Below are 22,062 nucleotides of genomic sequence, written 5' to 3' on the forward strand. Positions count from 1 at the left end.
TCAATCGATCATCGAGAAGCCTGTATAAGGCACCAGACAGTCGGGGATGCGGATGCCCTCGGCTGTCTGATTGTTTTCCAGCAGAGCAGCCACGATACGAGGCAGAGCCAAGGCACTACCGTTGAGCGTGTGGCAAAGCTCCACTTTCTTATCCGCATTTCGATAACGGCACTTCAGACGATTGGCTTGGAAGCTCTCGAAATTGGATACGGAGCTAACCTCCAACCACCGCTCTTGAGCAGCCGAATAAACTTCGAAGTCGTAAGTCAATGCCGAAGTGAAGCTAATGTCTCCGCCACAGAGGCGAAGGATACGCCACGGAAGTCCCAGCTTATCTACAAGGCCTTGGACATAGCCGACCATCTGATCGAGCTGTTCGTAGGAGTGTTCGGGCTTGTCGATGCAGACGATCTCCACCTTGTTGAACTGATGGAGGCGATTCAGACCGCGAACATCCTTGCCGTACGAACCGGCTTCGCGTCGGAAGCAAGCCGAGTATGCAGTCAAGCGAATGGGCAATTCGTCCTCGGAGAGAATCACATCGCGGAAGATATTGGTCACCGGCACCTCTGCCGTGGGGATCAGATACAGGTTGTCCGCCGTGACATGGTACATCTGCCCTTCCTTGTCGGGGAGCTGTCCCGTACCGTATCCGGAGTCCTCATTGACCACATAGGGCGGCTCTATCTCCGTGAACCCGGCGTTGCGAGCTTCGTCCAAGAAGAAGTTGATCAAAGCTCGCTGCAGGCGTGCTCCTTTGCCCTTATAGACGGGGAAACCTGCTCCCGTTATCTTGACGCCGAGTTCGAAGTCGATCAGATCATATTTCTTGGCCAGATCCCAATGCGGCAGCTTGTGCTCTCCAAGCTCCGGCACTGTACCGCCTGTCTTCACGCAGACATTCTCCTCTGCAGTCTTACCCGTAGGGACAGACTCATGCGGCAGGTTCGGGATAAGCAGAAGCTGCTGTCGAATAGCATTCTCCAGATCTGCTTTCCGCTCTTCCAGATGGTGGCTCTCGGCTTTCATATCGGCTACTTTCGCACGGATAGCCTCTGCCTCGTCTTTCTTGCCGGCTTTCATCAAAGCTCCGATCTCCTTGGCAATGGCGTTTTGCTCCGCCAATCGAGCATCCAAGCTCTGTTGAGTTTCGCGTCGCTGTCTGTCGAGAGAGATGACTTCATCGAGGATAGCGGCTGCATCGAAGTGCTTCACCGCCAGGCGACGGATCACTTCTTCCTTGTTTTCTATGATTTGCTTGAGTGTCAGCATAGTATATCGAAAAAACAAAAGGCAAATCTCCAAGGCGGTTACAGCCTGTAGAGATTCGCCCCCTATTTACCTAACTGCTTATTAGCGTTCTGCTTTCTTTATGATTCGGCCTTGATCGAAACGTATGAACGGTCGTTTTTCTTGCGAGTAAATACTACCACGCCCGACTTCAGTGCATACAAAGTATGATCCTTACCGATACCTACGTTTTCACCCGGGTGGTGAACGGTGCCACGCTGACGAACCAATATGTTGCCGGCCTTAGCCATTTCTCCACCATAAACTTTCACGCCAAGACGTTTGCTTTCCGATTCACGACCGTTCTTGGAACTACCTACACCTTTTTTATGTGCCATGATTGTGTTTCTGTTTTGTGGATTTGATTATGCAACGACTTCTTTCACCAGAATTTCCGTAAACTGCTGGCGATGGCCATTCAGCTTGCGGTATCCTTTTCTTCTCTTCTTGTGGAATATCAGCACCTTATCCCCTTTCACAAGAGGAGTCAATACTTCACATACCACTTTAGCACCTTCCACCAAGGGAGAACCCACGGTGATAGCACCATTATTATCGACGAGGAGCACCTTGTCGAATTCTACACTTGCACCACTCTCTACGTCTTTGATGTGATGCACGAACAGCCGACGGCCTTGCTCTACCTTCATCTGCTGTCCCTGAATGTCTACGATAACGTACATTACTTTCTTTCTACTAAACTTGTTAGCCCCGTATGGTGGACGCACGCGTATTCGGGTCACTTTTATGACCATACATAGGAATATCGACCGCAAAGATAGTATTTCTTATTGATATAGAATACAATGTAATAGAATGAAAATCCAATGATCATACCCTATAGAATCCAAGACGAAGGATAAAGATCTTCCTCTCCCCCTCCCCAAGAACGCAAACCGCTTTCCCAAAAGTCTTAGAACAGCGGAGGGACATTCAACAGGAGCGGAAAAAGAGAAAACGAATTTACGAACCATTTTCCTGGAAAAACTCGAACCGCTTTTCGGGAAAAACGGAACGAAAAAAATTTCGTTGCGGCGCGAGAATTTTTCCGTTCCCGCGCCAAAGCGAAAAAATTCTCGCCCCACGTTTTTCGGCACCATGTCTTCTTATTTTCTCAGCCGGTACATGCCGTCTGCACAAAAGAGGATGAGAAGGGAGGAGACTCTTTCGAGTTTTGAGGAGTATCTCGAATTTAGATAATTTTGTTAGCCTTATAAAAACGGTTTGACCGGGGCACCGCATACGCCAAGGCCTGTGTCATGAGTAATGGCAAACCGGCTCCCTTTGTGATGATAAGAGAGTACCGAGAGAAGCACTCTTCAGTCATTTGCGAATAGAAAGACGGGATGATTCTATCTATATCGTGTCTTTAAGGGGAGAGGAGCAGGGCTTGACCTCCGAAAAACCATCTATTTAATATAGTAAGCCACGTGCTCTGAACGGAACTTCTTACCTTTGCCGGAAAAGATGTCTTCGGGGTCACAGGACAATCATAATTTAAGACATAATCTCACCTCAACATAATTAGAAGGAATGAACGACAAAAAGCTGATGAACAAGGCTGCGGACAATATTCGAGTGTTGGCCGCTGCAATGGTGGAAAAAGCCAAAAGCGGTCACCCGGGCGGAGCCATGGGCGGAGCGGACTTTGTAAACGTACTCTTCTCCGAGTATCTGATCTTTGACCCGAAGAACCCGCAATGGGCAGGTCGCGATCGCTTCTTCCTGGATCCGGGACACATGTCCCCGATGCTGTATGCTCAGCTGGCATTGACGGGCAAGTACACCATGGATGACCTCAAAGCATTCCGCCAATGGGGCAGCATCACACCCGGACATCCCGAAGTAGATGTCATGCACGGCGTGGAGAATACATCCGGTCCCTTGGGACAAGGCCACACCTATGCTGTCGGCGCAGCCATCGCAGCTAAATTCCTCGCTCATCGCTTCGGCTGGATGATGAGCCAGACGATCTATGCCTACATCTCCGATGGGGGAATACAGGAGGAAGTATCACAGGGAGCCGGCCGAATCGCCGGACACCTTGGGCTGAACAATCTGATTATGTTCTACGACTCGAACGACGTACAGCTCTCTACAACGGTAAAAGAGGTGGCAAGCGAGGACGTAGCCATGAAATACCGTGCATGGGGCTGGAAGGTAATAGAGATCGCAGGCAATGATGCGGATGAAATTCGCAAGGCCTTGAGCGAAGCCAAGGGAGAGGGCGAACGCCCCACACTTATCATCGGTCACACCCTTATGGGCAAAGGTGCCGTAGGCGAAGATGGCAGCTCGTATGAGAATATGGTGAGTACGCATGGACAGCCGCTATCGGCTGCCGGAGCATCATTCGCCGAAACGGTCAAGAACCTCGGAGGCAATCCCGACGAGCCGTTCGCCATCTTCCCCGAAGTTCAGGAGATGTATGCCGCTCGCTTGGCAGAGCTGGAGCAGATCATGGCAGAGCGTCGCGAAGAAGAACAACGCTGGCGCAGCACCCATCCCGATTTGGCAGCCAAGTTCGATGCCTGGTTCGCCGGCCAAACGCCCCAAATCGACTGGAAAGCCATAGAGCAGAAACCCAATCAGGCTACCCGTTCCGCTTCTGCCACCGTGCTGGGTACTCTTGCCGGAGAAGTGGAGAATATGATTGTAACCTCTGCCGACCTTTCCAATTCGGACAAGACTGATGGTTTCTTGAAGAAAACCCACGCCATGAAGAAAGGGGATTTCAGTGGGGCATTCTTGCAGATCGGTGTATCGGAGCTGACCATGGCATGTCTCTGTATCGGTATGGCTCTTCATGGAGGCGTCATTCCGGCTTGCGGTACCTTCTTCGTGTTTTCCGACTACATGAAACCGGCCGTTCGTATGGCTGCCCTGATGGAATTGCCCGTCAAGTTTATCTGGACGCACGATGCTTTCCGTGTGGGCGAGGATGGTCCTACTCACGAACCGGTGGAACAGGAGGCACAAATCCGCCTGATGGAGAAGCTGCACAACCACAGCGGCCGCCGCTCCATGCTGGTACTTCGCCCGGCCGATGTACAGGAGACTACCGTCGCTTGGAAGATGGCTATGGAGAATACGCATACTCCTACGGCTCTGATCCTCTCACGTCAGAATATCACCGATCTGCCTGCCAACGGCAGCCGGTACGAAGAAGCCTTGCAGGCTGAAAAGGGAGCTTATATCGTCAATACGGATCAAAATATCGAGGTAGTTCTTTTGGCCAGCGGATCTGAGGTGTCCACATTGGTCGAAGGAGCAGAGCTGCTGCGCAAACGCGGCGTAAAACTTCGTATCGTGTCGGTACCTTCCGAGGGGCTTTTCCGTTCGCAGAGTGCCGAATATCAGGAGGAAGTGCTTCCCACCGGTATCAGGCGTTTCGGTCTGACAGCCGGATTGCCCGTCAATCTGGAAGGCCTTGTGGGCGAAAGCGGTGCCGTCTGGGGATTGAACTCTTTCGGATTCTCCGCCCCGTATAAGGTGCTCGACGAGAAACTCGGCTTTACGGCAGAGAATGTGTACGAACAAGTGTTGAAAATACTCCACTGATAACCAACCACAGGTTGCCCGAAAGCGACTTCCAAATCGGAATATGGCTTTCGGGCAATCTGTTTTTACAAACCACAGCTCAGACAATGGAAACAATCGGTATTTGTAGCGACCACGCCGGATATGAATTGAAAGAACGCGTAAAGGCATGGCTTGCAGAGCAAGGCATCACGACAAAAGACTTCGGATGCCACTCTTCCGAAAGCGTCGATTACCCTGATTTTGCCCACCCATTAGGCTCCGCCATCGAACAGGGCGAGCTGAATCGTGGCATATCGATCTGCGGTTCGGGCAACGGCATATCCATGGTGATGAACAAATATCCCCACGTACGTGCCGCTCTTTGCTGGACTGAGGAGATCGCTCGTTTGGCTCGCCAGCACAACGATGCCAACGTCCTCTCGCTGCCTGCACGCTTCATCTCGGACGAACAGGCCAAAACGATCTTGAAGACCTATTTGGAGACGCCTTTCGAAGGGGGACGCCATAAGGCCCGAATAGACAAAATCCCCATCCGGAAATAGTACTTAACCCGACAAAAAACTCAAGAAATAAAGTAATGAATATCACTAAGTCTTCCACGACGATTCAGGGAAAGACCATCGTCGTGTCGCTCATTATCATTGTCCTTGCTATTGTAGGGCTGATGTTCGGGCTGCCTATGTACAACGTTTGGCGAGCCGAACAGGCAGGAAAAGCAGAGTTCTCCAAAGCAGAACAAAACAGAAGGATCAAGATCGAAGAAGCAAAAGCCAATCTCGAAGCAGAGAAGCTCAATGCCAAAGCTGAGATCGAACGGGCAAAAGGAGCCGCAGAAGCCATCAGGATAGAAAACAACAGTCTTACGCCCACATACATTCAGTATCTGTGGGTGCGTCAGCAGGGCAGTCTGAATGACAAGACCGTGATCTACATCCCGACTGAAACCAACCTGCCACTCTTGGAAGCCGGCCGAACCACCGGCGGACTCAAGCGCGTAGAACGTCCTACCGAGTAAAGTCAGTCCATCGGATTTAAGCACGATAAAAGGCGACCTATCGGGAACTCCTCCAAAGGATAGAAACCCCAAATACAAAGAGGCTGCTCTGCACGATTTGCAGAGCAGCCTCTTTGCTTTTTAGCCTTAGCATTTTCCGTTAGGCTTTCGTTTGGCTGCAAGAAACAAATAGAGGCTGTTTCTATGGTGAAACAGCCTCTATTTGTTGTACGGATTTATACTCGAATCAAATCAGACAGGCGTGGCTGTCCAGTACGGCCATGGCCGTGATATTGAGGATGTCCGACACCGTAGCATCATGATCGGCAAAGTAGACAGGCTTAGCCAGACCGATCTGAATAGGGCCCAGCACCTCCTCGGCATCGTCCGCTTCGCGAAGCAGCTGGTAACATGCATTCGCTGCCGAAAGACGCGGGAAAATCAAAACATTGGCATTACGCCCCTTAATCTTGTTCTGCGGATACTGCTTATCTCTCTTTTCGGCATGGAGAGCCAAGGATACCCGCATCTCTCCATCCACGGGAATATAGGGGTATTTCTCATGCAATATGGCCACAGCCTTCGCAGCCTCCACCGTACTATCCGCATCGCCGTCGGCTCCGAAGTCAGAGAATCCGACTATCGCCAGTACAGGCTTTACGCCGAAACAGTGTGCTTTCTCATAGGCCATCACAGCGATGTCCACAAGAGCCTCGGCCGAAAGGTTGTGATTGATCAGGGTATCGGCCAGAAAGAGTGGCCCGTTCTTCAGGCTGACCATATGCATAGTGGCAAAGTGACTGACGCCCTCCTGCAGGCCGACAGTCTGCTTGGCCACCTCCGCCAGATAGCTATGCTTGCTGTATATGCCCGTGATCATAGCATCGGCATCCCCCAAGCGCACCATCATCATACCGAAATAGTTGGGGTCGAACATCTTGTCCAGTGCTTCGGTATGATTGCCTCCGCGCCGCCAGTTCTGCTCGGCAAAGACACGGGCATAATGATGACGGCGAGCCTTTTCTTCATCGGAGCGGTAATTAACAATCTCGATACCCTCCAAAGACAAATCCAACTCTACGGCAAAATCCCGTATTTGCTTCTCATCCCCCAACATGATCGGTCGGGCTATTCCATGTGCACGTGCCGATACGGCAGCCTTCAGCACCGAAGGATTCTCGCAGGCTGCATAGATCACGCGATGAGGATAGAGCTTGGCAGATTCGTGAAGACGACGGGTAAGGTGACTCATCAGTCCCACCCGTCCCAGCAATTCGGCCTCATAAGCAGCCCAATCCGCAATAGGATGCTCTGCCACACCGCTCTCTACTGCCGCACGTGCTACGGCTGTAGATACGCGAACGATCAGGCGAGGATCCACCGGCTTGGGGATGAAGTAGTCCTTCCCGAAGTGCAACTGAGCATTGCCATAGGCACGCAGCACTTCGTCGGGGACAGCCTCCCGTGCCAAATCCGCGATAGCCATCGTAGCAGCCCGTTTCATTTCCTCATTGATAGCCTTGGCACGAACGTCCAAAGCTCCACGGAATATATAAGGGAAACCGATCACATTGTTGATCTGGTTGGGATAATCCGAACGCCCCGTAGCCATGATAATATCCTCACGAGCGGCTGTAGCCTCCTCATAAGTAATCTCCGGATTGGGATTGGCCAGTGCAAATACAATGGGATTGGGAGCCATCGTCCGCACCATATCCTGTGTGAGCACATTGGGACGGGACAGACCGACAAAGACATCAGCACCGGCAATGGCCTCGGCCAGCGTGTGCACATCGGTACGTTCGGTGGCAAAGTAGCGTTTCTGTTCGGTCAGATCCGTCCGATCCGCTGTGATTACCCCTTTGCTGTCGAGCATCAGGATGTTTTCTCTTCTGGCACCGAAGGATTCGTACAGTTTGGTGCAGGAGAAAGCCGATGCCCCTGCACCGTTCACTACGATACGCACATCCTCGATCTTTTTGCCTGCTATCATCAGCGCATTGATCAGGCCGGCGGAAGAGATGATCGCAGTGCCGTGCTGATCGTCGTGCATGACGGGTATATCCAATTCTCGCTTCAGCGTCTCCTCTATCTCGAAGCATTCGGGTGCTTTGATGTCTTCGAGGTTGATGCCTCCGAAGGTCGGGGCAATAGCCTTGACCACTTCGATGAACCGCTTCGGATCCGTCTCGTCTATCTCAATGTCGAACACATCTATACCGGCATATATCTTGAAGAGCAGTCCTTTCCCCTCCATAACCGGCTTGCCGGCCAAAGCACCTATATCCCCCAGTCCCAAAACGGCGGTACCATTCGAGATCACGGCCACGAGATTGCCTTTGGCCGTGTATTTGTATGCAAATGCCGGATCCTGTTCGATGTCCTTGCAGGGCACCGCTACTCCCGGACTATATGCCAGCGTCAGATCGTGCTGAGTAGAATGAGGCTTCGTAGGCCTGATTTCGAGTTTGCCGGGCTTACCTTCGGCATGGTAGGCTCGTGCCTGTTCTTCGAGTTTGCTGTTCATCATTATAATAGGTAGTATCGTTTCTGTTTTGTCGGGTTTATTTCCCAAGCAATAGCACACGAAATGTCTGAGAAGAAACAAATTCCGACAAATCCGTATGGAGCTATTGGCACACAAAGGTAGGGAAGCCGAACCAAAATCTCCTATTATGAATGGAGGTTTTGTCTCTTTTCCGGTTTGCAAACTGCAAATAAAGGCCTGACGACAAAGGGACAGGAGGCCTGTATCGGCTCCTGCCCCTTCGAGCTTAGGCGGATCGTTGTACTACGATACGGCCGTTTTGTCGCTGCTATATATAATAAGGTATAGGGGGAACGTGGGGGAATGGATCCCATCCTCCCCTACTCGCTGCGGATAGCCTCGGTCGGAGGCACACGCAAAGCACGCAGTACGGGAATGAATGTGCCGAGAAAAACCATCAGCAGCATCTGCAAATAAGTACACCCCAATCCGAGCAAAAGACGTCCCCAACCGACAGGAAACACCTTGATGTCGCAAAGATCGGTATGGAACATGACGTACCATGCGGCTACGGCAGCAGGCAGGGAAGCCAGTGTCATCAGTATAACCCCTTCGCCGAACATGAGCGAGAATACGCTCCTGTTCGTGGATCCCACTACACGGCGGATTCCTACTTCGGCGCGTCGCTGCTCGGTTCGCACCCAGAAGGTGCCGACGATGCCGAGGAATATATTGAGCAGGAGGAAGAAACCGATGGCCAGATGATTATTGATCTGCCGGACAGGATCGGCCAATATCCTTGCCCGGTCTTCACTGACGGCGTTCATCGTCAGTACAGGATAGGTATCGTCCTTGGTCACGGCTTTCATCCTTTTCATAAACCGCTCTTTGAAGTCCGGCGTATCCGCTTCGGGAGAGACACGCAGATAGACTGAGTAAGATGTTAGCTCGTTTTGCGAAATGTACTCTTCGGTGATGGGCTTCAGGCTGACATAGCCGGTCTTTTCGGCTTCGTTTCTGGGCTGATCCGGTATGAGTCCTCGCAGTGTCTGATTGTATCGGATACTCTTTTCGCTTTGGACGCCATCGACAATGGATACCATGTTGTAGTTGATGCTATCCGACATGCCTATGTAGCGGCGGTCGCTTTCTCGTCCTTCGCCATTGACTTTCTCCACATAGTCGAGGGCATTGCGCGAGAGATAGTAGTCCCGTTGGAGATCGTTCATGTGAAGTTTGCCGAAGCGTTCCGCCATCTCTTCCGGCGAAGAACCATCGGCTCCGTAGACACGAAACACACGGAAATAATCCGGCGAAACCATTCGTTCCTCTACATTCATGAGGATTACAGTGTCCAGATGGAAGCCGTTGTAGCTCGACCAAGAAGAATAATGACCGCCCCACTGTTGGAGACAAGCCGCCTCCACTCCGGGATATGCAGCGATCAGATCGAGGGTTTGCATCATGGTTTTTCCCTGATCGGCGGACATCTCTTTCCGTTTTCCGTCCTTGTCTTTTTGTACAGTTGCAAGGGTAAGGCGGTACACGTGTTCTATATCGTAGTTCAACGGGCGTGTCCAAGCACGCAGGGCTGCCAGGGCATAGTCCGTGACGAACCAAAGCAGGCCGCATACGACGAGCATCTCCAGCCATATCCAGAGGTTGGCACGACGTTCGGCGCGGATGATCTTGATAATATGATGTAGCATGATAATATCTGTATGATGAGGTTAGTGGGAGAGGGATTCTACGATGGGAGTCTTGGATATGCGCCAGGCAGGGATAAAGGCACTGAGCAGATTGATCAGCACACAAAAGATCAGAGCTATCAGGAAAATGACGGGATTGAACATGGCTCCGTTGATGTCGCCCTGCATCATTCCCCAGCTCCCCACGCTGAGGAGCCACGAGGGAAAGAGGGCCATGACCAGATAACTCAAAAGCAATCCGAAAGCCCCTCCTATCAGACTGATCAGCATATTCTCTGCCAGTACCTGGCGGACTATATCGGATCGGACAGCTCCGAAAGAGCGTCGTACGCCCAATTCGGCCAAACGGCGGCGCATACGGCTAAGAGTCATGCCCGAAAGATTGATGGCCGGGATGCACAGAAATAGCGACAGGAGGAGAATGAAGCGACGCCGATACTCCGAGGCTTCGGTTTCATCGCGGCGGAATTTGCGGTGCATCGTCGTGAACTGATCGGCAGGTTGGCCGGGAAAGCTGATATCGAACTTCTCCTGCACACCGTTGCACTTGGCAGTCAAGGCCCCGACTTCTTCCTTGATGGCATCGAAGTCCTTCGGGCTTTTGGCCAGACAGATTACATTGAAGTTAGAGAAAAGATTGTTCTTCTCTCTTTCTCGATACAGACTGGATATGGGCATCCATACATCGCCGTAGGCGAAGCTGCAGAAAGGGGTCACATGGCGCACCACTCCGCAGACGGTGTATTTGCGCCCATTGATCAGAGCTTGCCGGCCGACAGCCTCACTCGAAGAGCCGAAGAACCGGCGCGCCAACCTGTCGGTAATGACTGCCACGGAGATATTCGATCGGGCATCCGCCTCGGTATAATGCTTGCCGGCGACGAAAGAAAAATCGAACACCTGCCAGAAAGCCTCGTCCGTATATCTCGTCGTGACGGGGACTTCCTGCTCGCCTTCGCGCACGCAGAACCGTGGTTCATAGCCCGGCTCAGGCATGGAAAGCTCCTCGAAAGCGGTCACGGCTTCGGGGGTTTCGAGCTTGCGGAATATCTCTAATACCTGATACCCTCCCAAATTGGTATTCATGGTCATGTTTCTCGTTGTGTCCTTCGTCGTCATGGTGGCACCTCGGGTCACCAACCAGCGCGAACGATTGCTTTCGGGCGAGAACCTTCCCACCTTCATATACTCTTGCTGCACCAGTACCATGACCATACAAATGGCAAAGGCCGTACCGATAATGCCGATAACGCTGAGCACCGGATTCTGCCGGATGATTTGCCACGATTGTCTGATATATCTTTTCATTGTTTCTGTCTCTTGTGCGGTTGTTTCGATGGATGCGGAAGGCGTGCGAATGGGAAGGGGGAAACCTCTGTCCCGAACCTCCGATACCATCTTTGCGATATGCTTTTTCTATCCTTTTGGAAGGGCCGAATCAAACTATATACTTTGGTCTGACTAAACTATATAGTTTGGTCTGACTGAACTATATACTTTGGTTGAACCAAACTATATACTTTGGTTTGGTCAAACTATATAGTTTGGTTTAGCCCCCTTTTGAGGTCGATCCGGGCATCTCTCAAGGATGATCATTAAAACCCTGTATTTCACCTGATTAGCCCACCTGATGCCCGTCAAACATTCGGATGGTCCGACTCGTCTCCCGGGCTTGCAATTCGTTGTGAGTGACCATGACGATGGTACGTCCGTCCTCTGTATTGAGCCGATGAAGGATACTCATTACTTCCGCCCCCATTTTGGAATCGAGGTTACCGGTAGGTTCGTCGGCGAGGATAATCTCGGGATTGCCTACAATGGCGCGGGCAATGGCCACGCGTTGGCATTGACCTCCGGAGAGCTGTTGGGGATAATGGCGCAGCCGATGCGTCATTTCCATGCGCTCGAGGACTTCGTATGCCGCCTTCCTCCTTTTGCTTTCGCTCATGCGGCGATAGAGGAGCGGCAGCATGGCGTTGTCCAGCACATTGAGCGTATTGACGAGATGAAAACTCTGAAATACGAATCCCAGCTTTTCATTGCGGAAAGCGGCCAAAGCTTTGTCGTTCATGGAGTGTACCGTTTGTCCGAGGATTTCCACTGTCCCCGTGGTAGGACGGTCCAGCAGACCCATGACGTTGAGGAGCGTACTCTTGCCGCATCCGCTCGGTCCCATGACGGAAAGGAACTCGCCGCCGTTTACGCTGATGTTGATATCCTCCAAAGCGGCCGTTTCCATCAGGCCGGCACGGAAGATGCGACTCACGTTGGTCAGTTTGATTGCATCCATATTGTTCTGTTATGTTTCGTTATGGTTTCTTCTTATCATTCTTCCGGATGGAGGGCAGACTCCCGGACTCGTACGTCCTCAGTCTTTCAGCTTGATCTTCTTGCTATTGCGGAATGCTGCATCCAGGGTCTGGAGTACGACCTCTTCGCCGGGTTCGATACCGGACATGACCTCCACGAACGACTCGCCGCTTCCGCCCAGACGTACCTCCCGACGTACCAGCGTACTGCCTCGGCGCACGTACATTTCATACAGGCCTTCGCCGTGATAGTAATTGCCGAAGGGGATTCGCACACATTCGTTTCTGAGAGCCGTGAGCACATAGACGCTGACTTTCAAGCCCGAACGCAGTGCGTGCGTCTCATCTGCCGACAATCCCACATAGAAGCGTACCACTCCGTTCTTGGCAGCAGGCGTGATGTTCGTCACCGTTCCTTCTATACGACGGCCGTCGATATTTACCACCGCTTTGGCACCGACCGAGAGGCGTTGGGCATAGTCGTCCGCTATGTCGGCCTGAATGCGGAAGTGCTTCGGATCGCTCACGGTGGCCACTTGAGAGCCTGCTCCGATAAGCGTACCCACCTCGCTGAGTACAAAGGTGAGCACTCCGTCACGAGGAGAAGCGATCCGGGCATCATCCAGCTGACGGCGTTTCTCCTCCAAAGTCTTCCTGAATATCTCTATTTCCAGCCGGGAAGTAGCCTGTTCGGCAGCAGCCGTGGCCTCACGATCGCGCAGGTTTTCCACCATACCCTCGTATTCGAGTGCCGCCACACGATTGGCCAGCTCTATCTCGCGTACCTTATCTGTTGTACCTGCTCCGATGCTATCCAAATATCTTTCGCTCTGGAGCTCTGCTCTTCGGCGGTCGTTCTGCATGGCTTTGACCTTGAGTTCACGTCGCTTGGCATTGAGTTCTCCGCGGAGTTGTACTTCCTGCCGATGCAGTTGGGTCTGCTTCATCCGCAGTTCGTCCTGCAATTTTTCGAACTCCGTGCGCACGGACTGCAAGTCCAGTTCCAACAAGGGTTCACCTCGGTGTACCGAATCGCCTGCATGCCTAAGCACAGCTATCAGACGTGCCTGCACCGGCGAAGTGATGATCTCCTCGAAAGCCGGCACCACTTCGCCGGAAGCTGAGGTAGCGATCTGCACTTCTCCTTTGTCCACCCGCCCCAAACGCAGAGAGGCTGCGGATATGGAGCCTTGCATGGAGGAGAGCAACCACCATCCCCCGAAGAAGAGAATGACTGCCGAAGCTGCTATGATGAGGTAACGTCTTTGCTTTTCACGTTTGAGCCGTTCGGGCGAAACTTGTCTGTCCATGAATCGTTTTCTTTTTTCCGGTGCGAGCTTCGTTGCTCACCGCCTTCCGAGGAGCAAATGCCATGCCAAACAATCCCCCGTCCTCATTATCAGTCACTTATTCGATCGACCGAAGTGTCCACTGTCCGTTTTCGGACAGTTCGGGTGTTCGTTTCCGAACAGTCGGACACTTCGCCATCGGAGAAAACCTGCATATTATCAGCCTTTTAAGGGTGGTGGCATAAGCTTTGCCGTCGGAAAGGTGCAATAAAACGAAAGAAAAATGAAGAAAAAAAGCCTTTTCGTCCTCTCCCTCTGCTTTGCCTCCCTGAGCCTGACTCCGTGGAGCGAGGTTTCGGCACAGCAGGTTGCCGCTACGGATCCATCCCCTTTGTCCCTCACGGAAGCCATCCGGCTGGCACGAAAGCAGAGTGTGGATGCAGCCGTGGCACTGCAAGAGCTTCGGGCGGCCTACTGGCAGTGGCGCACCTATCGGGCGGAACTGCTGCCCGGAGTGAACCTGACAGCTACACTGCCGGACTACAGGCGTGCCTATTCGCTCTATCAGCAGCCGGACGGCTCTTACAGCTTCGTCCGCTCCAATGCGCTGCGCCTGTCAGGGCATATATCCGTGGATCAGAATATATGGCTTACGGGCGGCAAACTCTCTCTGGTGAGTTCGCTCGAGCATATCAATCCGCTCGGCACGGAAGGTGCCAACAGGCATTTCATGAGCGTACCGATAAGCCTGACCCTGAGCCAACCGCTCTTCGGACTGAACGAAATGAAATGGAGTCGCCGCATAGAACCTGTGCGTTACGAAGAGGCTCGCCGGCGATTCGTGGCCAATACGGAGGAAGTGAGCGTAAGCTGCATAGATCATTACTTTTCGGCCCTGCTGGCACGGGAAGAGTACAACAATGCCGAGACCAACCTCCGCAACACGGCGAAGCTGGTCGAAGTGGCGCGCGCCAAAAAGAAGATAGGGAAGCTATCCGAAAACGAATTGCGAGCCGTGGAGATCAGCTATGCTTCGGCTTCTTCGGCAATTCTTTCGAGCCGTACAGCCCTGCGCGGAGCGGAGATGTCCCTGAGCATTTTCCTCGGTTTGCAGCCGGATGAAGTCCTCTCACTCTCTATACCGGCCGATACGGTCTTCACACCCGTAAGCTATGAACGGGTGATGGGGCTGGCCGGACGCAATCATCCGTTCGTCGGAGAGATGAAGCGCAGAATGCTCGAAGCCGATCGTTCTCTGGCCCGAGCCAAATCCGAACGCTTCTCCATCGAACTGATGGCCCAAATCGGATATGCCGGACAGGCGGACAATCTGCACGATGCATACGGCGGACGTCTGAAGGACAACAGCTCTGTCTCCGTAGGCGTGCGTATCCCTCTCGTAGATTGGGGGCGCGGACGCGGTCGGATACGCTTGGCCGAGAGCAACCGCCGTCTCGAAGAGCATCGACTGCGACAGGAAGAAGAGCGTTGGCACCGGCAGATATTCCTGCTGGTAGAGAACTACAACAACCAGCTTCGCGTCCTCGAATTGGCGCGTCGTACCGACAGTATCGCTCAGGCACGCTATCATACTGCCGTGGAGACTTTCACCGTCGGAGCTATTTCCACCCTCGATCTGAATGTGGCACAGGATGCCAAGGACCTGGCACGCACCTCGCTCGTCAGAGCACTGCATCACTACTGGAGCTACTACTACAATCTGCGTAGCCTGACGGCCTATGATCCGGTACGCGATGAGGAGATCGATATACCCATGGAAGAGCTATAGGTACAAAGGAATCGGACGATCATAGCAATGGGAGGAAACCGACCGATACCCGATTGACCTGAAAAGGTATATGCTGGCAAACCGGAGAATTCTTCTATTTTTGCGCATATTTTTGCGCGAAGTCGGTTAGAAATCTTTCCGACTGAGGTGAAATGCTAAGTATTATTGGACAAAAAACTCTAACCATTATGTACTGGACATTAGAATTAGCCTCCAAATTGGAAGATGCTCCTTGGCCTGCAACCAAAGATGAGTTGATAGACTATGCACAACGTTCGGGTGCTCCTCTTGAAGTCATCGAGAATCTGCAGGAAATGGAAGATGAAGGAGAAATCTACGAATCGATAGAAGATATTTGGCCGGATTATCCGAGCAAAGAGGATTTTTTCTTCAACGAAGAAGAGTACTAAAATGTAATCTCCTTAAACGAATATGCCCCGTATGTGCAATAATAGCACTCGGGGCTTCGTTTTACCACCGTGGCATCAGTCTTGCATAAATCTTTCCGTTCGCTCATTCTGCTCCTGCTCCTGACCGTGGCCGGAGGAGAAGATATTTTCGCTCAGGGCGATTTATTGCTGGCTCAGTACACCCGTGCATACGGCTACTACAATCCGGCTTATGCCGGCATGCGCAAAGAGATTTTCATCACTGCGCTGCACAATAGACAATGGGAAGGCATGCCCCGAAGTCCTAAGAGCTTCGTCGTACTGGCCGATACGCCTATTCGCTTCTTCGACAGAGAGCATGGAGTAGGAGTTCGGGTAGTGACCGAAACGAGAGGACTCTTTGCCATCAATGAGCTGATGGGGCAATATGCCTTCAAGCAGAAACTCTTCGGCGGAGATCTGTCCGTCGCCCTCCAAGCCGGACTCGTCAATACGGCTTTCGATGGCACCAAGGTGGAGCTTGAGACGGAGAATGATCCGGCCATACCCCTTACCAAGGTGAGCGGAAAGGCCTTCGACATCGGTGCAGGTATATACTACCGCCGCAAAGAATTGTACGTCGGATTCAGCTCTAACCATCTGACCGCTCCGGCAATTCCGCTCAATGAACAGTACATATTAGATCTGACAAGGCATTATTATCTCCTTGCCGGATACAATATCCGTTCCATTTATTCGTTATTTGCATGGCATCCTTCTATCTTTGCAGCTACCGACGGGCATAGCTCTCGTTTGGATGTGACGATGGGAATGTCATACAACAACCGCTTCTTTGGCTCACTGATGTATCGTCCCACACAAGCCGTGGGAGTGAGCTTAGGGATGCAGTTGGGCAAGTTCTATGCCGGCTATGCTTTCGAATGGCCGACATCAGCACTGGCTAAAGCCTCATGGGGAAGCCACGAATTGCTGGTCAGCTATTCTTTCCCATTGAGCAATACGAAGAATAGAGATGCAAAGTATAAAAGCATTCGTTTCCTCTGAAAACTGCCTTAGCGCAAGATTCGGGGAGAGCAGCGAAGCAGATATATAAATAATGTATGTGTAGAAAGAACAGGTTTTTCGCTCTTGCAGGCTTTTTTCTGTTTGGAGTTTTCACTATTTCGTCGTGCGGCTCTTCCAAACGGGCTGTCGGCGGTGAACTGACCGGTGCCAAGCTATCTTCATGGAATGAGCCATCGCCTTTCGGGATGATACAGGTTCCCCGAGGGAGTATCGTGTTGGGAAACAAAGAGGCAGACAGCCTATGGGGCATACCTGCCGAATCGCGCCCTATATCTGTGGATGCTTTTTGGATGGATCGGACGGAGATCACCAATGCCCAATACCGGCAGTTTGTCTACTACGTTCGGGACTCTATCATCCGCGAACGTCTGGCCGATCCTGCATACGGCGGCAACGAAGAATACAAGATTACCGAGAATAAGTTCGGCGAACCCGTAACTCCTCATTTGGATTGGAGCAAACCTATTCCTTCCGAAAAGCGGGCTACCGAGGAAGAAATAGCTGCCATCAACAGCGTTTACTATACCAATCCCGTCACTCGTGAGCGAAAGCTAAATCCGGATCAAATGGTCTACCGGTACGAAGTCTACGACTATCGTTCGGCAGCTCTGCGCGAGCATCAGCTCAAGGCTGCAAAGCGCAATCTGAATACGGACATCAAGGTAGACCCCAACGCCGTAGTGATGATATCGAAAGACACGGCTTTCATAGACGAAAGCGGCAATATTATCAGCGAAACCATCACGCGTCCGCTCAGCAGCGAATACGATTTTCTCAATACATACATCGTGCCGATCTATCCCGATGAGACATGCTGGGTAAATGATTTCCCCAATGCTCGTACCGAGATCTATACGAGAATGTATTTCAATCACCCGGGCTACGATGACTATCCCGTAGTGGGTATTTCATGGGAACAGGCTCAGGCGTTCTGTGCATGGCGGTCGGAATTCTTCCGCAAAGGTGTTCGCCTGCCTGAAGGACAGATCATGGACGACTTCCGTCTGCCCACTGAAGCCGAATGGGAATATGCTGCTCGAATGGGCGATTCCAACAACAAATATCCCTGGAGTACCGAAGACTTGAGGACGGGACGGGGTTGTTTCTTGGGCAACTTCAAGCCCGGAGAGGGCGACTATACGGCTGACGGCCATTTGATACCGTCCCGCGTATCCAGTTTCTCGCCCAATGATTTCGGCTTGTACGATATGGCGGGCAACGTAGCCGAATGGACCAGCACGGCATTTTCGGAGTCCGGACTCAAACAAATGTCGGATCTGAATCCCGAACTGGAATACAAAGCTGCACTGACGGATCCGTACATCCTGAAGCAAAAGGTAGTACGCGGTGGTTCGTGGAAAGATGTGGCTCGCTTCATCCGCTCGGCTACCCGTAGCCATGAATACCAGAACGTAGGTCGTTCCTATATCGGATTCCGTTGTGTACGTACTTCCATCGCCTTCTCTTCCGGCAAGGCTCCTAAGAGTTCGCGTCGCAGCAAAAAGAAATAAGTATCGCCAATCTATATTCAAAACAAGAAAAACAAGTATTATGGGTCATTATAGAAGATACAAGAACATCCTTGAGATGTATTTGGCCAGTCACAAAGGACGCCGACTTCTCAATATCGTTTATAGTTGGGGAGCCGCTGTGGTGATTTTGGGTGCTCTCTTCAAGTTGCTCCATTTGCCGATGGGCAACGAGATGCTTTTCGTGGGGATGATCACAGAATTCTTGGTGTTTTTTATCTCCGGATTCGAAAAACCCGCAATGGAATACCGCTGGGAAGAAGTCTTCCCTGAACTGGACTCGAAGAATCCGATGGACCGTCGGGAGATGGAGCAGCGTCGGGAGTATCTTCGCGAAAAGGCCAAAGAAGCAGCTGCATACGCGGAAAGACCATCTTCTGTGCGCCTTGCCTCTGCCTCTTTGGGTACGCAGCCACAAGAACAGCCTAAGCCTGCCGCTCCTTTCCAGTCCCAACTGACCGGAATACTGCCGGAAGAGCAGATCCAACGTCTGAGCGAAGGCATAGACAAACTGGCTGAAGCAGGCGAACAGCTTGCCCGTATCGGCCGGACTGCAGCCGCCATGACGGAGAGCTACGAGCAGATGCAAGCGGATCAGGAAGGCTTGCGCCTCAATTCGCAATCGTATATCCAGCAGATGGAAAACCTCAGCCGCAACATCTCTGGCCTGAATACCATATACGAGATACAACTCAAGAGCATCAGCTCCCAGATCGACACCATCGATCGTATCAACCGCGGATTGGCTCATATCCGAGATATGTATGACAATAGTGTCATCGACAGTTCTTCATTCCGCAACGAAAACGAGCGTATGGCACGCCAGCTGACCCAACTCAACGAGGTGTATGCTCGCCTGCTTCAAGCCTTGACAACGAATGTAGGTCTACCCGGTATGCCCGGCAATTTTGGTGCTTCTAATCCTTCATCATCCGGCAGCTCACCCTTATAAGCCATGGCAGTAGGTTCTAATGGGAATGCCAATAGGCAAAAGATGATCAACCTGATGTACCTCGTGTTCATCGCCATGATGGCTTTGAACGTATCGAGTGAGGTACTGGATGGTTTCGACAAAGTGGATAAGAGCTTAGCCTCTTCCATCGACGGCTCCGACAAGCGTAACAATCTGGTGCTGTCCGAGCTGAATACGGCTTATCGCACCAATCCCGAAAAGGTGAAGGTATGGTATGAGCGTAGCCTTGTCCTACAGAAAGAGGCGGATTCGCTCTGTACCTTTATAGATGATCTGAAGCTGGCCATTGCCCGTGAGTCGGATGGAAAAGATGCAAAAGTCAATGATATAAGACGAAAGGACAATCTCGATGCTTCTTCCGTAGTAATGCTGAATCCGATCAACGGTAAAGGCAGCACGCTTCGCAAGGAGGTGGACAAGTTCCGCGAGCTGGTCGCTACGCTCATGACCGATAAGGCGAAGTTGAAGCTCATAGAACAAGCCCTTAACACAGAATCCGGTACCAAAGGCAAATCATGGGAAAGTTCTTTGTTCGAGAATATGCCCACCGTAGCAGCTATTACGCTCCTGACCAAGCTCCAAAGCGATGTGCGTTATGCTCAGGGCGAAGTACTTGCCGATCTGGTAAAGAGTGTGGATGTGGGGGATTATCGTGTGAACAGTATCACAGCACAAGTGATCCCACAGAGCCAGATCGTCATGTCGGGCGATACATATAAGGCCAATATCGTTCTCTCCAGTGTGGATACCACGCAAAGACCGGACGTATTTGTAAACGGTAAGCTCCTTTCGCCGGAGAACATGGGCTTATTTACGGCTACGGCAGGTGCACCGGGCACATATCCGGTCAAAGGATATATCGAAATGATAGGCAACGATGGGGTTAAGATTCGTCGTGACTTTGAAAGCGAATACTTCGTTACGGAACCAATGGCTTCCGTCGCTCCGACGATGATGAACGTACTCTACGCCGGTATAGACAATCCGATCAATATCGCCGTACCGGGTGTAGCTCAGCAAAACGTTTCTGCAACGATCAACAATGGTACCCTTACTCGCCGCGGCAATCTCTGGATAGCACGGCCGACGAAAGTAGGCAGCGAAGCCATCATTTCCGTCACCGCTCAAACAGGAGGTCGTACCATCCAAATGGCAAAGACTACATTGCGTGTCAGAGCTCTGCCCGATCCTCTTCCCTATATCGAATATAAGGATGTGCAGGGGAACACGAAACGCTTCAAAGGTGGTCGCTTGGGTAAGCGAGAAATCCTGGCAGCAGGCGGCATTAAAGCTGCTCTTGACGACGATTTGCTGGAAGTAAACTACACAGTGGTGAAGTTCCAACTCGTGTTCTATGATTCGATGGGCAATTCGATCCCCGAAGTTTCTGACGGAGCTTCATTCTCTGAGAGACAAAAACGACAAATACAGAATCTGGCCAGAGGCAAACGTTTCTACGTAACGGAAGTAATTGCACGCGGTCCGGATGGTATCGAACGTAAGATTCCGGCCATTGAAGTAATTGTGAACTAATAGCGTTTATGAAAGTATTCAAAGCAGTCATAGGAGCGATCCTTGCAGCGACGGTCAGTATCCCGTCCGTTGCACAGGAAAATACGAACAACCGCTCTCCGCAAGTAGGTCGAGCACCGCGCAACACCGAGGTGGAACAGATCACTACTCTATCCAATCGTGCTCAGGAATTCAACAGACGTCTGACACAGAAGACCGACAATGCCCCTTGGAGACGAGTCGTGTACCGACGCGTAGACCTGATGGAAGAGTCCAATGCGGTACTCTATTACCCACCCCGTCCTATTGGTGATCGCAAGAATCTCTTCAGCACGATATTCGGACTCATCAATTCCAACAGCCTCGATGTGTATGAATATCTGGATGGATTCGAAGCCTTCACAGACCGGTACAAGATCAAGTTCCAAGAGTTTATGGACAGGTTTGGCATCTATTACCAGCCGAGTACGAACAAGAATGCGGAGCTCTTCAAGGTGGCTGATAGCGACATTCCCTCGGCAGAAGTCAAAGCCTACTACGTAAAGGAGGAATGGTACTTCACTCCGACCAATAGCGATGTGGACATTAAGATTCAGGCCATTTGCCCGATCATGACCGGCCAGGACGAATTCGGCGAAGTACGCAATCAGCCTTTGTTCTGGATTCCTTACGAAAATATCCGCCCCTATATCGCTCGTGAACGAGTGATGCTTAGCAGTCTGAACAATACGCGCAATTCGACGATAGACGATTTCTTCCGTCTCAATCTCTACGAAGGCGACATCGTTAAGACAGAAAATCTGCACAACCGAGCTTTGGCCGAATACTGTCCTACGCCCGACTCCATGAAGATGGAGAGCAAACGCATCGACAAGGAATTGCAAGGCTTCCGCGATGGACTCTATGTGACACAAGATACCACATGGATGAAGCAGGCGGAGACAAAGAAAACCAAGGGAAAGAAACGGGAAAAGACCCGCGGCAAAAACATCACCAGCCGAACACGCGGACAAAGCGAGGGAGCAGCTGATAATACAGAGGCCGTCGAGCCCAAAAAGCAGAAAGCTGCCAAAGCTTCTAAAAATAAAGCTGCGACTCGGTCGGTTCGTCGCCGCAAGTAATACAGGAACAATTATTCGGGGATGTGTCAAAAACAAAATTTGGCATATCCCCTTTTTGTTTG

General features: G+C 51.6%; 18 protein-coding genes and 1 pseudogene. 11 read left to right on the forward strand and 8 right to left on the reverse strand.

Annotated elements, in window-relative coordinates:
* From serS to rplU, 3 genes are all read right to left on the reverse strand, one after another.
* Positions 1-1,272: a serine--tRNA ligase gene (gene serS, locus HQ50_RS05770; protein WP_039426211.1), complete on the reverse strand. Its 1,272-nt coding sequence runs from the start codon at positions 1,270-1,272 to the stop codon at positions 1-3.
* A 98-nt stretch (positions 1,273-1,370) separates the two neighbouring features.
* Positions 1,371-1,628, reverse strand: a complete 258-nt coding sequence (gene rpmA / locus HQ50_RS05775) for a 50S ribosomal protein L27 (protein ID WP_018964261.1) — start codon at positions 1,626-1,628, stop codon at positions 1,371-1,373.
* A 27-nt stretch (positions 1,629-1,655) separates the two neighbouring features.
* A complete protein-coding gene (gene rplU / locus HQ50_RS05780) occupies positions 1,656-1,973 on the reverse strand; it encodes a 50S ribosomal protein L21 (protein WP_004584799.1) in 318 nt (105 codons plus the stop codon).
* Between the two features lie 381 nt (positions 1,974-2,354).
* Between rplU and HQ50_RS12565 the strand changes: the two are divergent.
* The 4 genes and pseudogenes from HQ50_RS12565 to HQ50_RS05795 form a co-directional block, all read left to right on the forward strand.
* Positions 2,355-2,468: pseudogene (locus tag HQ50_RS12565) on the forward strand (hypothetical protein); the annotation flags it as partial.
* 355 nt (positions 2,469-2,823) lie between these two features.
* On the forward strand, positions 2,824-4,851 hold the full coding sequence (locus tag HQ50_RS05785; RefSeq protein WP_039429005.1) for a transketolase: 2,028 nt from the start codon (positions 2,824-2,826) through the stop codon (positions 4,849-4,851).
* Between the two features lie 86 nt (positions 4,852-4,937).
* Positions 4,938-5,375, forward strand: coding sequence for a ribose 5-phosphate isomerase B (gene rpiB, locus HQ50_RS05790; RefSeq protein ID WP_018964259.1), 438 nt, complete (start codon positions 4,938-4,940; stop codon positions 5,373-5,375).
* A gap of 35 nt (positions 5,376-5,410) precedes the next feature.
* Positions 5,411-5,848, forward strand: a complete 438-nt coding sequence (locus HQ50_RS05795) for a hypothetical protein (protein WP_018964258.1) — start codon at positions 5,411-5,413, stop codon at positions 5,846-5,848.
* A 226-nt stretch (positions 5,849-6,074) separates the two neighbouring features.
* Here HQ50_RS05795 and HQ50_RS05800 read toward each other — a convergent pair whose 3' ends face one another.
* The 5 genes from HQ50_RS05800 to HQ50_RS05820 all read right to left on the reverse strand — a co-directional run bounded on the left by HQ50_RS05800 (position 6,075) and on the right by HQ50_RS05820 (position 13,643).
* Positions 6,075-8,357 (reverse strand): NADP-dependent malic enzyme, encoded by a 2,283-nt coding sequence (locus HQ50_RS05800; protein ID WP_235316832.1) that lies wholly within the window; start codon positions 8,355-8,357, stop codon positions 6,075-6,077.
* 338 nt (positions 8,358-8,695) lie between these two features.
* Positions 8,696-10,024 carry an ABC transporter permease gene (locus HQ50_RS05805; protein ID WP_039423215.1) on the reverse strand — a complete coding sequence of 443 codons (1,329 nt, stop codon included), beginning with the start codon at positions 10,022-10,024 and terminating at the stop codon, positions 8,696-8,698.
* Positions 10,025-10,045: 21 nt separating this feature from the next.
* Entirely contained in the window at positions 10,046-11,332 is a 1,287-nt protein-coding gene (locus tag HQ50_RS05810; protein ID WP_235317795.1) for an ABC transporter permease, read from the reverse strand.
* A gap of 310 nt (positions 11,333-11,642) precedes the next feature.
* Positions 11,643-12,314 (reverse strand): ABC transporter ATP-binding protein, encoded by a 672-nt coding sequence (locus tag HQ50_RS05815; RefSeq protein ID WP_004584758.1) that lies wholly within the window; start codon positions 12,312-12,314, stop codon positions 11,643-11,645.
* 78 nt (positions 12,315-12,392) lie between these two features.
* The gene (locus HQ50_RS05820) at positions 12,393-13,643 is read right to left on the reverse strand and encodes an HlyD family secretion protein (protein WP_039429010.1); all 1,251 of its coding nucleotides are present in this window, start codon (positions 13,641-13,643) and stop codon (positions 12,393-12,395) included.
* A gap of 262 nt (positions 13,644-13,905) precedes the next feature.
* Here HQ50_RS05820 and HQ50_RS05825 point away from each other — a divergent pair, with 262 nt between their 5' ends.
* The 7 genes from HQ50_RS05825 (at position 13,906) to gldN (ending at position 22,000) form a co-directional block, all read left to right on the forward strand.
* Positions 13,906-15,411: a TolC family protein gene (locus tag HQ50_RS05825; RefSeq protein WP_039429014.1), complete on the forward strand. Its 1,506-nt coding sequence runs from the start codon at positions 13,906-13,908 to the stop codon at positions 15,409-15,411.
* A gap of 188 nt (positions 15,412-15,599) precedes the next feature.
* Positions 15,600-15,821: a DUF2795 domain-containing protein gene (locus HQ50_RS05830; RefSeq protein ID WP_005874189.1), complete on the forward strand. Its 222-nt coding sequence runs from the start codon at positions 15,600-15,602 to the stop codon at positions 15,819-15,821.
* An 81-nt stretch (positions 15,822-15,902) separates the two neighbouring features.
* Positions 15,903-16,844 carry a type IX secretion system membrane protein PorP gene (gene porP, locus HQ50_RS05835; protein ID WP_039429017.1) on the forward strand — a complete coding sequence of 314 codons (942 nt, stop codon included), beginning with the start codon at positions 15,903-15,905 and terminating at the stop codon, positions 16,842-16,844.
* Positions 16,845-16,900: 56 nt separating this feature from the next.
* Positions 16,901-18,376 (forward strand): SUMF1/EgtB/PvdO family nonheme iron enzyme, encoded by a 1,476-nt coding sequence (locus tag HQ50_RS05840; protein WP_039418951.1) that lies wholly within the window; start codon positions 16,901-16,903, stop codon positions 18,374-18,376.
* A gap of 40 nt (positions 18,377-18,416) precedes the next feature.
* Positions 18,417-19,346 carry a gliding motility protein GldL gene (gene gldL / locus HQ50_RS05845; RefSeq protein ID WP_026292049.1) on the forward strand — a complete coding sequence of 310 codons (930 nt, stop codon included), beginning with the start codon at positions 18,417-18,419 and terminating at the stop codon, positions 19,344-19,346.
* A 3-nt stretch (positions 19,347-19,349) separates the two neighbouring features.
* Positions 19,350-20,900: a gliding motility protein GldM gene (gldM, locus tag HQ50_RS05850; RefSeq protein WP_018964249.1), complete on the forward strand. Its 1,551-nt coding sequence runs from the start codon at positions 19,350-19,352 to the stop codon at positions 20,898-20,900.
* A gap of 8 nt (positions 20,901-20,908) precedes the next feature.
* Complete coding sequence (gene gldN / locus HQ50_RS05855) at positions 20,909-22,000, forward strand: gliding motility protein GldN (RefSeq protein ID WP_039429021.1); 1,092 nt, start codon at positions 20,909-20,911, stop codon at positions 21,998-22,000.
* The last annotated feature ends 62 nt before the right edge of the window (positions 22,001-22,062 follow it).

The sequence above is a fragment of the Porphyromonas sp. COT-052 OH4946 genome (assembly GCF_000765965.1).
Classification (GTDB): Bacteria; Bacteroidota; Bacteroidia; order Bacteroidales; family Porphyromonadaceae; genus Porphyromonas; species Porphyromonas gulae.